This is a genomic window from Paenibacillus glycanilyticus NBRC 16618, from assembly GCF_004000805.1.
GTDB lineage: Bacteria > Bacillota > Bacilli > Paenibacillales > Paenibacillaceae > Pristimantibacillus > Pristimantibacillus glycanilyticus.
This window is the reverse complement of sequence record NZ_BILY01000003.1, coordinates 61,619-78,483: the sequence shown is the minus strand read 5'-3', so window position 1 is coordinate 78,483 and position 16,865 is coordinate 61,619. Positions and strand designations below refer to the sequence as shown.

General features: G+C 51.9%; 18 protein-coding genes. 16 read left to right on the top strand and 2 right to left on the bottom strand.

The genetic code is table 11. The features are described from left to right. The first annotated feature begins 2 nt into the window (after positions 1-2). From lpdA to PGL01S_RS02940, 8 genes are all read left to right on the top strand, one after another. Positions 3-1,418 (top strand): dihydrolipoyl dehydrogenase, encoded by a 1,416-nt coding sequence (gene lpdA, locus PGL01S_RS02975; RefSeq protein ID WP_127491234.1) that lies wholly within the window; start codon positions 3-5, stop codon positions 1,416-1,418. A 110-nt stretch (positions 1,419-1,528) separates the two neighbouring features. After that, on the top strand, positions 1,529-2,014 hold the full coding sequence (locus tag PGL01S_RS02970) for an acyl-CoA thioesterase (RefSeq protein WP_127491232.1): 486 nt from the start codon (positions 1,529-1,531) through the stop codon (positions 2,012-2,014). A 119-nt stretch (positions 2,015-2,133) separates the two neighbouring features. Continuing rightward, positions 2,134-3,096 carry a thymidylate synthase gene (locus PGL01S_RS02965; protein ID WP_127491230.1) on the top strand — a complete coding sequence of 321 codons (963 nt, stop codon included), beginning with the start codon at positions 2,134-2,136 and terminating at the stop codon, positions 3,094-3,096. Positions 3,097-3,113: 17 nt separating this feature from the next. Beyond that, a complete protein-coding gene (locus PGL01S_RS02960; RefSeq protein ID WP_127491228.1) occupies positions 3,114-3,656 on the top strand; it encodes a dihydrofolate reductase in 543 nt (180 codons plus the stop codon). Positions 3,657-3,824: 168 nt separating this feature from the next. Next, positions 3,825-5,315: a glutamate synthase subunit beta gene (locus PGL01S_RS02955; protein WP_127491226.1), complete on the top strand. Its 1,491-nt coding sequence runs from the start codon at positions 3,825-3,827 to the stop codon at positions 5,313-5,315. Positions 5,316-5,500: 185 nt separating this feature from the next. Further along, positions 5,501-5,821: a hypothetical protein gene (locus tag PGL01S_RS02950; RefSeq protein WP_127491224.1), complete on the top strand. Its 321-nt coding sequence runs from the start codon at positions 5,501-5,503 to the stop codon at positions 5,819-5,821. 51 nt (positions 5,822-5,872) lie between these two features. Then, entirely contained in the window at positions 5,873-6,994 is a 1,122-nt protein-coding gene (locus PGL01S_RS02945; protein ID WP_127491222.1) for a glucosaminidase domain-containing protein, read from the top strand. A 17-nt stretch (positions 6,995-7,011) separates the two neighbouring features. After that, positions 7,012-9,336 carry a type IA DNA topoisomerase gene (locus PGL01S_RS02940; RefSeq protein WP_127491220.1) on the top strand — a complete coding sequence of 775 codons (2,325 nt, stop codon included), beginning with the start codon at positions 7,012-7,014 and terminating at the stop codon, positions 9,334-9,336. A 79-nt stretch (positions 9,337-9,415) separates the two neighbouring features. On the opposite strand, the gene PGL01S_RS02935 is transcribed toward PGL01S_RS02940, so the two are convergent. Then, positions 9,416-10,159 (bottom strand): HAD family hydrolase, encoded by a 744-nt coding sequence (locus tag PGL01S_RS02935; RefSeq protein WP_127491218.1) that lies wholly within the window; start codon positions 10,157-10,159, stop codon positions 9,416-9,418. 140 nt (positions 10,160-10,299) lie between these two features. Between PGL01S_RS02935 and PGL01S_RS30715 the strand changes: the two genes are divergently transcribed. Then, positions 10,300-10,437 carry a hypothetical protein gene (locus PGL01S_RS30715; protein WP_015844260.1) on the top strand — a complete coding sequence of 46 codons (138 nt, stop codon included), beginning with the start codon at positions 10,300-10,302 and terminating at the stop codon, positions 10,435-10,437. Positions 10,438-10,511: 74 nt separating this feature from the next. Here the strand turns inward: PGL01S_RS30715 and PGL01S_RS02930 are convergent, their stop codons facing one another. Further along, the gene (locus PGL01S_RS02930; protein ID WP_015844261.1) at positions 10,512-10,736 is read right to left on the bottom strand and encodes a hypothetical protein; all 225 of its coding nucleotides are present in this window, start codon (positions 10,734-10,736) and stop codon (positions 10,512-10,514) included. 161 nt (positions 10,737-10,897) lie between these two features. On the opposite strand from PGL01S_RS02930, the gene PGL01S_RS02925 reads away from it, so the two are divergent. The 7 genes from PGL01S_RS02925 to PGL01S_RS02895 all read left to right on the top strand — a co-directional run bounded on the left by PGL01S_RS02925 (position 10,898) and on the right by PGL01S_RS02895 (position 16,840). Beyond that, positions 10,898-11,623, top strand: coding sequence for a phosphonate ABC transporter ATP-binding protein (locus PGL01S_RS02925; protein WP_127491216.1), 726 nt, complete (start codon positions 10,898-10,900; stop codon positions 11,621-11,623). Then, complete coding sequence (locus tag PGL01S_RS02920) at positions 11,620-12,126, top strand: GNAT family N-acetyltransferase (protein WP_164775354.1); 507 nt, start codon at positions 11,620-11,622, stop codon at positions 12,124-12,126. Before PGL01S_RS02925 ends, PGL01S_RS02920 begins: the two co-directional genes overlap by 4 nt. A gap of 16 nt (positions 12,127-12,142) precedes the next feature. Then, positions 12,143-12,754, top strand: coding sequence for a DUF3298 and DUF4163 domain-containing protein (locus PGL01S_RS02915; protein ID WP_127491212.1), 612 nt, complete (start codon positions 12,143-12,145; stop codon positions 12,752-12,754). A 50-nt stretch (positions 12,755-12,804) separates the two neighbouring features. Further along, positions 12,805-13,101 (top strand): hypothetical protein, encoded by a 297-nt coding sequence (locus tag PGL01S_RS02910; RefSeq protein ID WP_127491210.1) that lies wholly within the window; start codon positions 12,805-12,807, stop codon positions 13,099-13,101. A 122-nt stretch (positions 13,102-13,223) separates the two neighbouring features. Further along, entirely contained in the window at positions 13,224-14,855 is a 1,632-nt protein-coding gene (locus PGL01S_RS02905; RefSeq protein ID WP_164775353.1) for an amino acid permease, read from the top strand. 297 nt (positions 14,856-15,152) lie between these two features. Then, positions 15,153-15,842: an MOSC domain-containing protein gene (locus PGL01S_RS02900; protein WP_127491206.1), complete on the top strand. Its 690-nt coding sequence runs from the start codon at positions 15,153-15,155 to the stop codon at positions 15,840-15,842. Beyond that, a complete protein-coding gene (locus PGL01S_RS02895; protein WP_127491203.1) occupies positions 15,839-16,840 on the top strand; it encodes a phosphotransferase in 1,002 nt (333 codons plus the stop codon). The genes PGL01S_RS02900 and PGL01S_RS02895 overlap by 4 nt, the downstream gene beginning before the upstream one ends. Positions 16,841-16,865 lie beyond the last annotated feature (25 nt).

Below are 16,865 nucleotides of genomic sequence, written 5' to 3'. Positions count from 1 at the left end.
CAATGGTAGTAGGAGATCCATCATTAGATATTGATACTCTAGTCATCGGTGCAGGTCCAGGCGGATATGTTGCGGCAATCCGCGCAGCGCAGCTTGGTCAAAGCGTTCTTGTTGTCGAGAAGGAGAATGTAGGCGGCGTTTGCTTAAACGTGGGCTGTATCCCTTCGAAAGCTCTGATCTCGGCATCGCATCAATACGAGTCCATCAGCCATGCATCCGCGTTCGGCATCACTGCCGGCGACGTGAAAGTGGAATGGAACAAAGTGCAAGAGTTCAAAAACGGTATCGTTAAAAAACTGACCGGCGGCGTTGCATCGCTTCTGAAAGCGAACAAAGTGCAATATTTCAACGGCGAAGTTATGTTCATCAACGAGAACGAAGCACGTGTCTTCAACGATCAAGAAGCACCGCGCTACCGTTTCAAAAACTGCATCATCGCTACAGGCTCCCGTCCAATCGAGCTGAAAGCATTCCCGTTCAGCGGCCGCATCGTGTCGTCGACAGGCGCTTTGTCGCTGCCTGAAATTCCGAAAAGCATCATCGTGATCGGCGGCGGCTACATCGGCATCGAGCTTGGCCAAATGTACTCCAAGTTCGGTACGAAAGTAACCATTATCGAAGGCGGAGACGCAATTCTTCCAGGCTTTGATAAAGATATGGGTTCGATCGTTGCTAAGAAACTTAAAGGCACTAACGTGGATATCGTTACCGGCGCAATGGCTCAAGGCGCTGAGCAAACCGATAAAGACGTTACGCTGACTTACAAAGTTGGCGACAAAGAAGAGAAAGTTACCGCAGACTACCTGCTCGTTACCGTTGGCCGTCGTCCTAACACTGACGGAGACCTGGGTCTTGATCTGGCTGGCGTTAAAGTCGGCGAGCGCGGTCTGGTTGAAGTTGACGCGCAATGCCGTACAAGCAACCAACACATCTACGCTATCGGCGACATCATCGCTGGTCCTGCGCTTGCTCACAAAGCCATGTACGAAGGCCGCATCGCGGCAGAAGCAATCTCCGGTCTGCCTAGCGTTATCGATTACAAATGCGTGCCGGCCGTATGCTTCTCCGATCCGGAATGCGCAGCAGTTGGTCTTTCCGAGAAAGAAGCAAAAGACAAAGGCCACAAAACAAAAGTGGGCAAATTCCCATTCGCAATCAACGGCCGCGCAATGTCGCTTAACGCGACTGAAGGCTTCGTGAAGCTCGTTTCCGATGCTGACACAGGTCTTGTACTGGGCGCGCAAATCATCGGTCTGGAAGCTTCCAACATGATTGCTGAGCTTGCTCTGGCTATCGAGATGGGTGCTACTCTGGAAGATATCGCCTTGACTATCCATGCGCATCCAACACTGGGTGAGATCGTTCTGGACGCTGCTGAAGTAGCGCTTGGACATCCAATCCACACGGTTGCCAAATAATATCCGATCTTCGTTATTTGAGATTTAGTGAGAGAGGTTCCGCGGCTTGAACAGCATGCGGGCCTCTTTTTGCATATTATAACTGTACATAACGCTAGGAGCGAAAGCTTATGGAAAAGCCGGCTAGTGCATCCAGAACGGTCATGACGCAGATCATTTTTCCGCTGGATACGAATCATCACGATACGATGTTTGGCGGCAAGGTTATGGAATATATGGACAAGGCGGCCGCGATTGCCGCGATGCGGCATGCCCGGATGCAGGTGGTGACTGCTTCGACGGACAGCCTTGATTTTGTAGCGCCGATTAGAGTAGGTGAAGTTATCGAGGTGGAAGCTTACGTAAGCTGGACGAACAATTCCTCCATGGAAGTGTGCGTGACCGTTCAATCGGAGAACCTGTATACGGCCGAGCGGACCACAACAGTTACGGCGTTCTTTACTTTTGTGGCGCTTGATGACAAAGGCAAGCCCGCAATGGTGCCCAAAGTCTATCCGGAGACCGAAGAGGAAATCCGTATGTTTGCAACCGCCCCGGAGCGGCATGAGCTGCGGATGAAACGAAAACGGGAGCGCCAGCAACCGGCGAAAACGTGAAGACAAACCTATGCGAAAAATGTTAAACTAGTGAGATAGTTTTTAAATATACCTTGGACCGGGCGCTGCATGCGGGAGAAGGATGTTGTGCCGATCAATGACAAGGAGTTGATATAAAAATGACTGTTCAAACAAGTGAAACGGAATATTTGCAATTGCTGCGGCATGTGCTGGAGAACGGCGTTAAGAAAGAGGATCGGACGGGCACCGGAACGATCTCGACTTTTGGTTACCAGATGCGGTTTGACCTTGCCAAGGGCTTTCCGATTCTGACGACGAAGAGAGTGCCGTTCAAGCTGATTGTCAGCGAATTGCTGTGGTTTATTAAAGGTGACAGCAATATCCGGTATTTGCTGAAGCATAATAACCATATTTGGGATGAGTGGGCGTTTAAGAGATGGGTGGAGAGCACCGACTACAATGGCCCGGACATGACGGACTTTGGCCTTCGTTCGCAGACGGATGAGGCTTTTAACGCCTTGTACAAGGAGCAGATGGACAAATTCACGAATCTCGTGCTAACCGACGATGCTTTTGCCGAGAAATACGGCGATCTTGGCAACGTATACGGCAAGCAATGGCGTGAATGGCGCACGACGCAAGGAGAGACGATAGATCAGCTCAAGGGAATTATCGATACGATCAAGAAAAACCCGGATTCCCGCCGCTTGATCGTATCGGCCTGGAACCCCGAGGACGTGCCGTCGATGGCGCTTCCTCCTTGCCACACGATGTTCCAGTTCTATGTGATCAACGGCAAGCTGAGCTGCCAGCTGTATCAGCGGAGCGGCGATATTTTCCTCGGTATCCCGTTTAATATCGCAAGCTATGCTCTGCTTACGCATCTGATAGCTCAAGAGTGCGGGCTTGAGGTTGGCGAGTTTATTCATACGCTTGGCGATGCACACATCTATTTGAACCACCTGGAACAAATCGATATACAGCTGCAGCGGGACATGCGGGAGCTGCCGGTGCTTGCGATAAATCCGGATGTGAGTTCGATTTTCGACGCGGAGGTTGAAGATATCAAGCTCGAGAACTATCAGCCGCATCCTACTATTAAGGCTCCGGTAGCCGTATAAGAAAGCAGGAAAACACGATGTCGATTACGATGATCGCAGCAATGGACCGTGGCCGTACAATCGGGATCGGGAATAGGCTGCCATGGCGGCTTCCGGCCGAGATGGCTTACTTTACGCGCCATACGACGGGGAAAACGGTTGTTATGGGCCGCAAGACGTTTGAATCGCTGCCCAAGCCGCTGAAGGACCGGACAAACGTTGTTATAACCAGACAACAGGATTACGCGAAAGAGGGCTGCGAGGTTGTTCATTCCGTGCAGGAAGCCATTGACCGCTACGGAGACGGGGAATTGATGGTAATCGGCGGAGCGGATATTTATGCACAGTTTCTTCCATTCGCGGACAAAATCCTGCTCACGGAAGTAGAAACCGATATTGAAGGCGGCGACGCGTTTTTCCCTGCGCTTACCGAAGACGAGTGGGAGCGCGTGGATGCGGAGAAGGTGGAAAGCGACGAGCGCAATGCGTTCTCCTTCACTTTCCAAACATTTGCCCGCCGAAAAGCAAAAAATAAAGAAAAACGCACAAATGACGAACGTTGTGTTAATAAGTGCAAATGATTGTGCGGATAATCCATTAACGACAGAAAATAAGAATGATAGGCTTTTTTATACGATAATCGCGTAGGCAATGAAGTTTTTTGTTGAAATATTTAAAGATTCCCGATATAGTTTTAAGAGAATAATTATACAGGCTTTTCGGGAATATTGGATGGAGGAAATTCGCACATGTCTACACCTACAGGATTTATGCAGTATCAACGTGAATTGCCGGCTGATCGGGATCCTATCGAACGGATCAAGGATTGGAATGAATTTCATAAGCATTTGTCGGATGAACAGCTGCGTACGCAAGGCGCTCGCTGTATGGATTGCGGAACTCCATATTGCCATACAGGCATGGAACTTGCAGGTTCGGCATCCGGCTGCCCGGTAAACAACTTGATTCCGGAATGGAATAACCTGATTTACCGTGGATTGTGGCGTGAGGCGCTTGACCGCTTGCACAAAACAAACAACTTCCCTGAATTTACCGGCCGCGTATGCCCGGCTCCATGCGAGGGCTCTTGTACAGTTGGCTTGATCGGGGACCCCGTAACGATTAAGACCATTGAACATGCTATTATCGAGCGCGGTTTTGAAGAGGGATGGGTTGTTGCACAACCTCCTAAAGTACGCACCGGTAAAAAAGTAGCCGTTGTAGGCTCCGGCCCGGCTGGTCTTGCGGCAGCTGCCCAATTGAATAAAGCAGGCCACAAAGTTACGGTATACGAGCGCGCTGACCGTCTCGGCGGACTTCTCACTTACGGCATTCCTACGATGAAGCTTGAGAAGCATGTTGTAGACCGCCGCATCAACCTGATGAGAGAAGAAGGCATTGACTTCGTAACGAATACGGAAATCGGCAAAGATATTTCGAGAGACGAGCTTTTGAAAGAGTTCGACGCGGTTATTATGTGCGGTGGCGCAACAAAAGCACGCGATGTTGAAATGGAAGGCCGCGAGCTGAACGGCATCCACATGGCGATGGATTACCTGAACGGAACAATCAAGAGCTACCTGGATTCGAACCTGGAAGACGGCAATTACATCTCCGCTAAAGATAAAGACGTTATCGTTATCGGCGGCGGCGATACAGGTACGGACTGCGTGGCAACGGCATTGCGTCATGGCTGTAAATCGGTTACGCAATTCGGTACGGTAGCGAAAGCTCCGCTGGAACGCGATATCGTAAACAACCCTTGGCCGCAATTCCCGAACGTGTACACGCTTGATTACGCTCAAGAGGAAGCAAAAGCCCTCTACGGCGAAGATCCTCGCGCATTCTCCGTACTGACGAAGAAATTCGTTGGCGACGAAAACGGCAACCTGAAAGAGCTGCACACGGTACAAATCGAGCGTACGGTTGACGAAGAAACCGGCCGCAGAATTTATAAAGACATCCCCGGCACAGAGAAAGTATGGCCGGCTGATCTTGTCTTTATCGCAGTAGGCTTTGAAGGACCGGAGAAAACGCTGATCGATTCGTTCGGCCTTGAGCAAGACCGCCGTTCGAACGTGAAAGCGACTTATGGCAAATACAAAACCAACGTTGATAAAGTGTTCGCAGCAGGCGATATGCGCCGCGGACAAAGCCTTGTCGTATGGGCGATCAACGAAGGCCGCGAGGCAGCTCGCGAAGTGGATAAATATTTGATGGGATCGTCGATGCTGCCTTAAGGTTTAAGGAGCCCGAGATAACAATCGATAACAGGAAGCGCCTCCGGGCGCTTTTCTTGTCGAATAGGGATTAATACCTATTTACTTATGAGGTGAGCAATTCTTACCAAGCTTCAGCTTTGGAGTATACCTTACATCGAATGGTAGAATAAGGCTGTTGCCAGATTATCTAGGAGGCGGCGGGATTGATTAAATACGGATTGGACAAAGTGACGGAGCTGCGATTCAAATCGATGACGGCAGCAATAGAGCGCAGAGACAATCAATGGGTGGATATCGTGCTGCGGTTTGACGTGACGGAGGAGACTCCCGTGCCGGATGACCTAATCGATTTCAGCGGGCTCGTCATTTGCACATTAGGCGGCGCCGTCGCGCAAATCGTCCCGCAGGACGAGGATATAGACTGCGAATATCAGTTTACGGCGTTCGAGAAAGAGCAGATCAAAGCCTTTATTGAAAGCGAAGAAATTCAGCGGCGCATTGCAAATCTGTCCTCCCCAATATAAAGAAAATTGTGGTAAAATCGGTTAGAGATGACGTAAAGGGGAGAGTTCGTCATGCCGGCCGAGGAAGCCTTTGTATTAACCCCGATTGATGTACGCAAAATCAGACAGTATGTTCAATATAAGTACGATGCGATGCCGCAGGATAAGAGGGCAGAGATTGTTGCCGATGCGGTTAGCCGCATTATTCAAAAGCAGCTTCCGCCTTTTGAGGACAAGCTGAAGCGGGAAGTGACGGCAAGGCTAATCCGGACAACCGTGCTGGAGAGGCAAATGCCGGTCCGCGCGGACGATATTTTCGAAGCATGCCTTTCCCTTGACCTGGCTGATTCCGACGTTGTTACGCCGCTTCATAAATGGGTGGAGGAGCAAAGCGGCACGCAGTTGGAATGGGATTTATTCCGAATCCAGCTGGACAAGCTTGCGAAGAACGGGAAGTCGGAGACATCCGCTTCATGGGAGCAGTTAAAGGAATGGCTGGGATCCGAGTACCGGTTGGAAGGGAAAAAGGATGCGGTTACCGAGCTGGCCGAGGTTATTCCGTTCCATCAGCTTAATCCGGCTCTGAAGCCGTACCGGCGAAAGCAGACGTTGGTTTATTCGTTTTTATCCGTCATGCTGGTGAGCGCTTCGCTCCTGTACGGCTGGTCGCTGCTCAGGCCTTCTCCTAACAAGCTGCAGCCTCCGGTTACGCTGCAATCCTACGAGAAAGTGATGCCGGCTGTAGCGGGCAACGAGCTTCCGGACGAGCTGCGGTATACCGATGTGAATAAGGAAAGCCTTGTCGACTATTTGAACAGCAGAGATTCCCTTCTGGCGGAACAGCCTTATTTGGATGCCATCATCGACGCGGCAAAAACATTCGATATACATCCCCTCTTTTTATTCGCGATTACCGGTCAGGAGCAAGCTTTTGTACCGAAGTCGAATAAACAGGCGATGAAGATCGCCAACAATCCGTTCAATGTTTTTTATAGCTGGAAAGACTACAATACGACCATTCACGATTCGGCGAGAATTGCCTCCCAGACCGTATTGAAATGGAGCAAAAACCGGCCGGAGGGCAAGGACCCGATCGCCTGGATCAATCGCAAATACGCGGAGGATCAGAATTGGGCAAGTGGCGTGAGTAAAATTTTTGCATCGATGAAAAGCAAAATAGAACGAACAAGCTAGATATGAGAGGCGATTAATTGAAGACATTAATTATTGCGGAAAAGCCCGACATGGGGCGGACGATCGCTGCGGTTGTTGAGCCGAAGGCGGCGAATAAGCGGACGTACCTGGAAGGCGACCGTTATATTATAACTTGGGCGATCGGTCATCTGGTCACGCTTGCAGAGCCAGACCAGTATGACGCGCGCTATAAAAGATGGAACGATCAGGATTTGCCGATTATTCCGGATAAGTTCAAGCTGTGGCCAAATGCCCGGACGAAGGATCAGCTCAAGACGATCGGAGAGCTTGCGAAGCGATGCGGCCGTCTCGTGAATGCGTGTGACGCCGGGCGCGAGGGACAGCTTATTTTTCATCTGATCCGGCAATATTTGAAGCTTCCCCAGCCGACAGACCGTCTGTGGATCTCGGATTTGACGCCTGAGACGATCCGAAAGGGCTTTGACTCCCTACGAAGCGATGAGGACTACGCCCCGCTTACAAGGGCAGCCAGGGCGCGCAGCGAGGCGGACTGGCTGATCGGGATGAATGCCTCCCGCGCATTTACAATCCGCCATAAGGCTTTGCTCTCGGTTGGCAGGGTGCAGACGCCGGTCCTGGCGCTGCTGTATGACCGGCACAAAGAGATCACGGCCTTCAAGTCGGATATGTATTATGTCGTAAAGGCATTATTCGACCAGAACGGCTTTCAATATTCAGGGATATGGCAGGGGGATCGAATTACGGATAAAGCGAAGGCGGAAGCGCTGGCCGCCAAGACGCAAGGGAAGACTGGCATTATTAAGGATTACCAGACGGCGGAGAGCAAGGAATATCCGTTCCGTCTTCATGATTTGACGCTTCTGCAGCGGGAAGCGAACGGCCGCTACGGCTATTCGGCGAAGAAGACGCTGGATATTGCGCAAGCTTTGTACGAAAAGCATAAGGCCATTACTTATCCGCGTACGAACTCCAATTACGTAACCGAAGAGAATTTGCCCGTCATGCATAAGGTGCTGACGATGCTGCAGGGGTCCGATTCTTACCGCGAGCTCGCAAACGGCGCGGACCGTGGCCGGGTGCACAAGGGGAATAAGGCGGTATGCAATCCGTCGAAGGTCGAGGATCACCATGCCATAATGCCAACGCCCAAGCGACCTTCCGGCTTAAGCCCGGAGGAGCAGAATATTTACGATATGATCGTCCGGCGCTTCCTGTCGCAGTATTATCCTCCCGCGGTGTATAAGAACCACACGGTTCTGACCGAGGTAGAAAGCGAGATTTTCCGGACAAAGGCGAAGGAGCTGCTCGAGCTTGGCTGGAAGGTTGTTCTGCAGGATCAGGGACAAGCCGCCAAGAAGACCAGCAAGAAGAAAGCAAGCGAGAAGGATGAGGCCGAGAGCGATGAGGAAGAGCTGCTCACCGATAAACCGTTCGCGATTGATCCTCGGCAAGGCGTCAAATGCGTAAAATCCGAATCGCTCGAGAAAACGACCCAACCGCCAAAGGCTTATACCGAAGGCACATTGCTGAAAGCGATGGAAAGCGCCGGGAAATCGATGGAGGACGACGAGCTGCGCGAGGCGATGAAGGATACGGGGCTGGGCACGCCTGCCACCCGAGCCGCGACAATCGAACGGCTGAAGCAGGTCGGTTACGTGGATTTAACCGGCAAGAAGCTGGAGATTTCATCCAAAGGCTGTGCGGCTATCGAGCTGATTCGCGGGGCGGGCGTAGATTTGCTGGCGTCGCCGGAAATGACCGGACGATGGGAGCAGCGCTTGCACCAGATCTCGCGCGGAGAGGCATCCGATGACCAGTTTATATTGAAGGTGAAGCAATTTGCCGCAATGATCGTCGATAAGGTGCGCCAGCAGCGACCGGCGGCGCCGGGAACGTTCGAGGAACGGGAGAACGGCGGCAAGCGAGGAGCAGCGGGTTCCGGTTCCAAGCGGGGCAGCCGTACTTCGAAGAGTTCCGGCGGAAGCCGGACATCTTCATCCAGGTCGGCATCCTCGGCTTCCGCAACCGCAACGGCCGCACCTAAGTCTGCAACTGCAACACGGACATCCGCAAGTCCTTCCGCCCGCGAGCCAATCGCGGCATGCCCGAGAGCAGGCTGCAGCGGGCAAATTATTGAAGGGAAACGCGGCTTCGGCTGCAGCGCCTTCCGTGATGGCTGTACGTTTGTGATCTGGAAGGAGCAGCAGGGCAAGACGATCTCGATTCCGATGGTTCGTTCCCTGCTGGAAAAAGGAGCAACAAGCCAGCTTACCTTCAAACGTCAGGATGGCAGCAGCATGAAAGCCAAGCTGGTGTTGACGGACCGGGATAAAGGCACGGTCTCCGTTCAAGGCGTATAAGCTTTAGATTAATCGTTCAACGGAAAAAGGAGTAAGGCGGTCAATTGTCGCTTTACTCCTTTTGTTTATGTCATTAAGCTTAAGGCTGCTTGCGACTCACGTAGTCATGAATTGCCGGAGGAACCTCGAGCAGGTTACTCAGGGTGAAAAAGGCCCCCTTCGGCTCTACCTCGATATTAATGACATTGTACTGCCATTCGGATTCCGTTCTCATATGGATGGCGTGGATGCCTGCCGTAAGTGCGGGTACAACATCGGTTCGAATCGAGTTGCCGATCATCCAGGTCAAGTGGCGGTCATGACCGCCTTCAGCCAAGATCTGCTCAAGAGCTTCGCTGTTCTTATGCCGGCGAATGTATACTCTCGTATCGAAATACCGCTCCAGCTTCATTTGCTCAATCTTACGACGCTGAATCGTAATTTCCCCTCCGGTATAGAGATGAAGGGTATGACCTTCTCCAGCCAGCTTATCAAGCGTAGCTTCCATATTCGGATAGGGCTCGGTCTCATGCTCATATACGCTTAAACCAAGCTTCCACAGAAAGTCCTGCTCCGTCTTGGACTTTTTGCGGCCTGTCAGGTCGCAGTAATAATGGTATGTATCAATAAAAGACTGCGGAAAATGCTCGCTCTTGAATCCGAGCACCGCTACGCCCGCAATATCGATCTCCGTCTGTTTATTGCGCACGGCATCTGCGCTTACCTCTTCATAACCCGCAAACCACGTTGTCATCGCGTCCACAAACTGTTCGATCACAAAGTAGAAATATTTGTTGCAGTGAATGAGGGTGTCGTCTAGGTCAAAGAAAAGGTTTTGCTTCATTTAAAGCACGGCTCCTTTGGTGAAGTTCATCGTATGAACAATCTACCTTATTCGAAGCCTTACGTCAACGAAGCCCAAAGCGATGTTTAATTCGCGCGATTTATGCTAATCATTCTCATAAAGGCAGGGAGGTGATGAGCATGCCATTCAATAAAGCCGACAAAACGCAAAACCGTCAAAACCAATCGAGTTTTAAATCGGAAGCCATTGGCCTTAAGTTGAACAAACTCGCAAACCGTCCTCCAAGCATGAATGGAATTAATAAACAGCTGCCGTAAAGCAACGCAGGCGGAATCCAGGGGCATATTATTCCAGCGTCCTGTATTCCGCCTGTTTTAAATGTTTAGCGACATTAAGCATATTTCTGCTGTGCAGCGATCAATTTATTCTTAATAAAGGCGATACGCCTCCGTACATAGAAGTCCATGCTGTCACCCTTCAAATCATTTGGCGAGATCACCTCCTCTGCACGATTATCAATAATCGTTAAAGTTCCGTCCGTGTAAAATTTAAACGTCAGGTCACGGCGCGGCCATCCTTTCTCTAAATAACGAAAGTTCTCGCAGCTTTTATTCATGGTGATTCAGCCTCCTTCAAAATGATTGTGGGATAACAATTAGGGAACGTTTGTTCTGTTTTTATTATAGCAAACATTTGTTCGTGTGGAAACTGTTTTTTGTTTCTCGTAAACTAGATTCATAGAATGGCGAAGCGTTTACAAAAAAGGGGCATGGACTTATGTTGAGAATATCGAATCTTAGAGTACAAATTCCAGGTGGACCAACGATCTTGAAAAATATCAGCTTTGAAGTTCAGTCTGGCCAATTTATCGCGATAAAGGGAGCCAGCGGCAGCGGCAAGTCGATGCTGCTCAAAAGCTTGGCGCTGCAGACCAAGTGGAGCGGAGGCAGCTATTTCTTTGAAGGGGAAGACATTTTCAAGCAAGGGCTGGCGGGCAGGCTGAAAATCAAGCGTGCGGTTGCTTATCTGGAGGAGAAGCCCGTTCTGTACCAGAACAAGACAGGGCTTAAAAACGTGAGCATCGGTGCGGTTGCGCAGACGCCTGCTTGGCGCCGATGGACGGGCATGCTGCGAAACGACGATTACATGGGCGCAATGGATACGATCGAAAAGCTGGGACTGCTGGATAAAGCCCATCAAAAGGCAAGCACCATGAGCGGCGGCGAGCGCCAGCGTATTGCGATGGCCCGGGCATTGGTGCATGGAGCGAAGGTGATTGCAGCGGACGAGCCGGTAGCGGGGCTTGATCCGCATACGGCGGACCGCGTGTTGTCCGATTTGAAGCGGCTGACTACGGAACAGGGCGTTACGGTCATTGCCGTGCTTGATCAAGGAGATTGGGCGGAACGGTTTGCGGACCGGATCATCGGTTTGAATAACGGAGAGCTTGTGCTCGACGTAAAAGGCAGAAGATTGACCGAACGGGAGAAAATGATGCTGTGATCGAGCTTCGTTTAATCACAGAAAAGGAACTGGAAGAAGCGCTTCGGCTGGAGCAGCAATGCTACGTTCCGGAAGCGGCTGCAACCAGGGAAGGGTTCCGGTACCGGCTTGAGCATTACCCGGGTTATTTCTGGTCGGCCTGGTCCGGAGGCAAGCTGCTCGGCATTACGAACGGAATCCGGACTTCGGCCTGGTCATGCGGGGACGAGATGAAGGGAGAGCAGCAGGATGAGGAGGAAGGCGATAACTTCTGCATCCTGACCGTTGCCGTTGCGGAGGAGGCAAGACGACAGGGAGTTGGAGCCATGCTGCTCGAGCGCCTTGTCTCAACCTGCGACAGGGCCGGACACCATGCGATTATCCTGATGTGCGAACGGCATCTGATCCCCTTTTACGAGAGAGCGGGGTTTGCATATGTTGGGGAAGCGGCATCGTCGCACGGCGGTATTGAATGGCATGAAATGAGACGTACCCCGCATATAATGGAGCATCTGACCAAATAGGTAGGTGTCTTCGAATATGGCTTTTCAGTCTCCAGTCATTGTCCAATCGGCAAGAGCGGCATTCCCGAAAGCGGAGCTTTGGATCCCGCATGTAAGCGGAGGATCAAACGAGAATGCAATCAAGCGAATCAATGAATCCATCCGAAAAGCGGCACAGCAGCTGGTAGACGAGCAGGGCTCGCTTGATGATCCGCGGGCTGAAATGAGCGGGTATTACGAGGTGAAGACGAATGAGAGGGATATTCTCAGCCTGTCGTTATTCAACTATGCCTATTCGGGGGGCAGCCACGGCCTTACGCTGCAGGTCTCGCTGACCTTTCGCGTGTCAACCGGACACGCCTACAGCCTTCCTCAGCTGTTCAAGCCTGGCAGTGCCTATGTTCAACGCATATCCGAAATGGTCAGCGAACAGATTAAGGAACGCGACATTAGCACGCTGGAGCCATTCGGAACGATCCGACCGGATCAAGACTACTATATCGCAGACCGGTCGATTGTCATTTATTTTGCTTTATACGAGTTAACGCCTTATGCTTACGGGTTTCCGTATTTTCCGATCTCGGCCTACGATCTTCAGGATATTGTGAACGAGAATGGTCCACTTGGCGCTATGGTGCCGAATAATTAGGAGAGCACAGGACATGCCGGGCGGTGAAGAACAAAGGAGCTGATCCGTGGATGGACAGGAAAAAATGGCTCGGTGCGATTGCTCATCTGCTGCTCGGAATTGTATTTCCTTATGTGCTGATCGGCGGAATCGTTCTTGTCTACGGATTTATGGCGCCGTCAACAGGCTCCCAGAAGGCTTACGGCACTGCCATCGTTCTGATTTATGCCCTTCTAATCCTCGGGGTGAATCTATGGAGCTTGAAACGGCTGGATTATCGGTCAAAATGGCGCTGGCTCGTTATTCATACGCTGTGCTGGGCAACAGGGGCGATTGCATCGTTTGCGATGCTTCGGTTCACGGAGTAATAAACTTCCATAAGGCTGGCTGACAACCGGCATATCCAAAAGGCTGCCCTACGCGGGCAGCCTTTTGGCGCCCTGACATGACCAAACGCCCTTCCTCATACATTATCGTAGGGAGGGGTTCAATGATGCTGGCGGTATGGATCGGATTGCTGCTGTTTGCGATTGTTTGCGGCTGCGCTTTAATGTTGACGGCGAAGGCGCAGCGCAGTGTTAGGGCTTCGAGGCATATTAGCATGACGGCTTATGGCACATACGCCCAAGCGCAGCAGGATAAGCATGACCTGAATCTGTTCGGGCTTGCCCAGCAGCTTCGGAGGCGTCTTGGAGCGGCTGCATCATTTGGGCTGTCGTTTCAATCTCTTGGCCTGATCGGGGCTGCCTTTCTGTTTGCGGGACCGGCCTTGCAGAAGGGAGGGCCCTCCGTTGTCAGCATCGGACTGCCCGTACTCGCCTTGTTCGGCATTCTGGTCAGCGCTTCGCTAGCGGAGTTGTCCTCGGCCGTGCCCACGGCGGGCGGCGTCTACCATTGGGCTTCCGCGCTTGGTACCCGAAGATGGGGCTGGTACGCAGCCTGGTTTCAACTCGCCGGACATCTCGCCATGATGGCGCTCATGAATGGCGCCTGCGCTTTTATTCTCGATAAACTATTATCCGTATGGCTTGACTATCACTCTTCCTGGTGGATGATGGGAATGTTGCTGTGTTTCGTTACCGTCGTTCAAGCTGCGGTTAATCATTGGGGAACGGGGCGGACGGGAGCTTTGCAGGAAGCCGGGATCATGCTTCACGCGGTTGTTCTGGCCGCGGTAATCGGCGGAATCTTTATTGCGTTCGGGCGAAGCGTTTACTCGCCAGCGCTTTTATATACGTTCCAAAACGCAAGCCTGGATGGGCATGTTACGCCGTGGGCGTTTATCATTGGATTGCTTGTGCTGCAGAAGCTGTTTCTCGGGATGGATGGAGCCGCGCAAGGATCGGAGGAAACAAGCGATCCGCGAATTCGGGTGCCTTGGTCAATCTACTTGTCATCGGTCTATACGATGATCGCGGGCTTCGTCCTGTTGATGTGTCTGACCCTTGTTCTGCCGGCTATCGTCGGAACAGCCTTATTCAGCAGCGGCGACAGCCTGTTTGCCGCCGCGGCGCTTGACGGCTGGCAAGGGAATTCGCTCGTTTTGCTCGTCATTGCCGCAGCCATATGGGGCAGCGGGAACAGCGAGATGCTGGTCTGCTCGCGTGCAATCTTTTGTCTTGCCAGGGATCAGGCGCTTCCTTTCAACAGAGTGTTGTCCCATGTATCGCGCGGGCGGCAATCGCCGCTTCCGGCGATCGGAACGGCTGCTCTTCTGTCGGTTGTTTTATTTGTCGCGGGCAGGCTGGCGGATGGGGGAGAGGCTGGCATCCCAAGCTTGCTTGGCTTCGCGGTGTTATGCCTGCAGCTGGCGTATATGATTCCGATCTGGATTAAGATCGGGCTGCATGGCAGACACCGGCTGCTGGACGATGCGCCATGGCATCTAGGATCCTACGGTTCAATCGTTGACCGAGCCGCATTCGTCTGGCTGTTATTATCCGGAGCGGTGTCTGTCTTTGCGCTTGGCGTATGGGGAGCGGTCGGAACGGGGGCATGGTTGATCCTCGTGACGGTCATGGACCGAAGATACCGCAAGCAGCATCTGGCAAAGCTTCAGAGTCGCTTGAAACGGCCAAAAGGGGAAATCATCCGAATTGAGCGAAAATTCCATCTTCATTAAAAAGGGGGATTGGATTCCGGGAAATGAGGAAATAACAACCGCTTTTATTTCCCGGGGAAGCGCATAATCTTACACAAAGAAAACGGTTTCGACACCACGGGCTCGAATGTTACGAACGGTGTCGAAGAGTAGTCTTGGAAGACTATTCGAATACGGCTGAAAAGCCCGTATTTATACCTGTTTTCGGCTGCTTAACGCTATTAATAATAGAGAGCCAAAAGATGTTTTTGCCATCTTCTCCCTTATCAGATTATAATAGTGGAAGGATAGAAATGGACAGGAGGCCATCAGAAGCAAATGTCTCGGGAAATAATAAACAGCCGCATTGTCTCTCTGAATGTAGGAACGCCGGTAGAGGCGATGCATGGAAGCAAGCCCATTCAAACAGGTATTTACAAGACAGCCTCGAGAAGCAGGCATTATTTAAGCAAGACCGGGTTAACGGGCGACGGTCAGGCGGATCTGGTTAACCACGGCGGTCCGGATAAAGCGGTATGCGTCTACTTCGAGCGTCATTTCCCGTATTGGGAGGAGTGGCTGGGCGATAAGCTGAGCTACGGCGCTTTCGGCGAGAACTGGACGGTGTCCGATTGGACGGAGCATGATTTGTGCATCGGAGACGTCGTTCAAGCCGGAGAGGTGGTTGTGCAGGTAAGCCAGCCAAGGCAGCCTTGCTTTAAGCTTGGGATCCGTCATCAGAGGCCGGAGATCGCCGCGCAGGTCCAGCAAACCGGATACACCGGATTTTATTTCCGCGTGCTGAAGGAAGGCGAGGTTGGGGCCGGCGAGAACTTGAAGGTTCTGGAACGGCATCCGGCAGCCATCACGCTGGCCGAGGCTAACCGCGTTATGTACAAAGGCAAGGCAGACTTGGAAGGAATGTCGGCACTGCTTGCGGTTGAGGAATTGTCCGATAGCTGGAAGCAGACCCTATCCGGACGCATTGAAAGGCTGCAGCAAGAGACGCGGGGAGGCCATTCGGATTGAAAGATACCGAGATCGCCGCGCTGATTGAGCAGTACCGGTTCGATGGGAAATGGACGGTTGTACCGGGAGAGAGCGGGATGAATAACACAACAAGGATGATCAAGGCGGGCGACGACCGGTACGTTCTTCGCGTGTATAACAATCACCGGGACAGAAACATCGTAACGCTTGAGCATGAAGTGCTCTTTGCCCTTTACCGGCAGCAGCCGGGCTTCAACGTTCCCGTACCCGTGGAGAATCGTTCAGGAGATACGATTTCCGTTCTGCAAGACGGTGCGTTAGCCGCATTATACCGGTATATTCCGGGAGAACGGCCGACCGTCGAGCAAAAGGCGCACATCCACTCCCTTGGCGAGACGGCCGCCAGGGTCTCAAAGGCGCTTCGCGGCATGACGATTTCGCTTAAGCCGATCTATGATCCGTATTATTTGCTGGAAGAAACCTATTCCTCCTTGATCCATCATGAGCTTCCCGCCATTATGCAGTCTTCCGAACAATTCATTGCCAGAGCGGACAAAGCCGCGGCAATCGTAAACCAGGTTAAAGACTTGTCCGGAAGGTTAACGGCCGTAAAAGAGCTGCCCCATCAATGGATTCATGGCGATCTTAACTTTAGCAACACGGTGGCGGACGGCGAATCTATCGTTGGCGTGCTCGATTTCGAGTTTTGTACCGTAGATGTCAGGGCGATGGAGCTTGTTGTGGCGCAGATCGATTTTTTCAAAGGCGAAGATTCGGAAATATGGGAACGGCTTCGGTTATTCTGCAAAGGCTACGGAAGGATTGACAAGCTTACCTCTGCCGAGGTGGAGGAACTGCCGCTTCTTATCAAGCTGAGAATGCTTGATGTGTTTCTTCACTTTGCGGTCCGCTATAAAGAAGGTTTGGATGATGCGGCGTTAGTTGCAGGCTTTATCGACCAGACGTACCGGATTTGCGATTGGGTGGACCGGAATGAAGAGCAGCTGCTGGCATTGTTCAGGCATGAGCTTTTGTAGGAGGTTAAACCCGATTCCTTAATGT

Bases quoted from the DNA above. Each gene is read 5' to 3' on its own strand.
- PGL01S_RS02945 (WP_127491222.1), top strand. From the start codon at position 5,873: ATGCCGGCCGAGGAAGCCTTTGTATTAACCCCGATTGATGTACGCAAA.
- PGL01S_RS02935 (WP_127491218.1), bottom strand. From the start codon at position 10,159: ATGAAGCAAAACCTTTTCTTTGACCTAGACGACACCCTCATTCACTGC.
- PGL01S_RS02955 (WP_127491226.1), top strand. From the start codon at position 3,825: ATGTCTACACCTACAGGATTTATGCAGTATCAACGTGAATTGCCGGCT.
- PGL01S_RS02905 (WP_164775353.1), top strand. From the start codon at position 13,224: ATGATGCTGGCGGTATGGATCGGATTGCTGCTGTTTGCGATTGTTTGC.
- PGL01S_RS02910 (WP_127491210.1), top strand. From the start codon at position 12,805: ATGGACAGGAAAAAATGGCTCGGTGCGATTGCTCATCTGCTGCTCGGA.
- PGL01S_RS02970 (WP_127491232.1), top strand. From the start codon at position 1,529: ATGGAAAAGCCGGCTAGTGCATCCAGAACGGTCATGACGCAGATCATT.
- PGL01S_RS02900 (WP_127491206.1), top strand. From the start codon at position 15,153: ATGTCTCGGGAAATAATAAACAGCCGCATTGTCTCTCTGAATGTAGGA.
- PGL01S_RS02925 (WP_127491216.1), top strand. From the start codon at position 10,898: ATGTTGAGAATATCGAATCTTAGAGTACAAATTCCAGGTGGACCAACG.
- PGL01S_RS02960 (WP_127491228.1), top strand. From the start codon at position 3,114: ATGTCGATTACGATGATCGCAGCAATGGACCGTGGCCGTACAATCGGG.
- PGL01S_RS02930 (WP_015844261.1), bottom strand. From the start codon at position 10,736: ATGAATAAAAGCTGCGAGAACTTTCGTTATTTAGAGAAAGGATGGCCG.
- PGL01S_RS02965 (WP_127491230.1), top strand. From the start codon at position 2,134: ATGACTGTTCAAACAAGTGAAACGGAATATTTGCAATTGCTGCGGCAT.
- PGL01S_RS30715 (WP_015844260.1), top strand. From the start codon at position 10,300: ATGCCATTCAATAAAGCCGACAAAACGCAAAACCGTCAAAACCAATCG.
- lpdA (WP_127491234.1), top strand. From the start codon at position 3: ATGGTAGTAGGAGATCCATCATTAGATATTGATACTCTAGTCATCGGT.
- PGL01S_RS02915 (WP_127491212.1), top strand. From the start codon at position 12,143: ATGGCTTTTCAGTCTCCAGTCATTGTCCAATCGGCAAGAGCGGCATTC.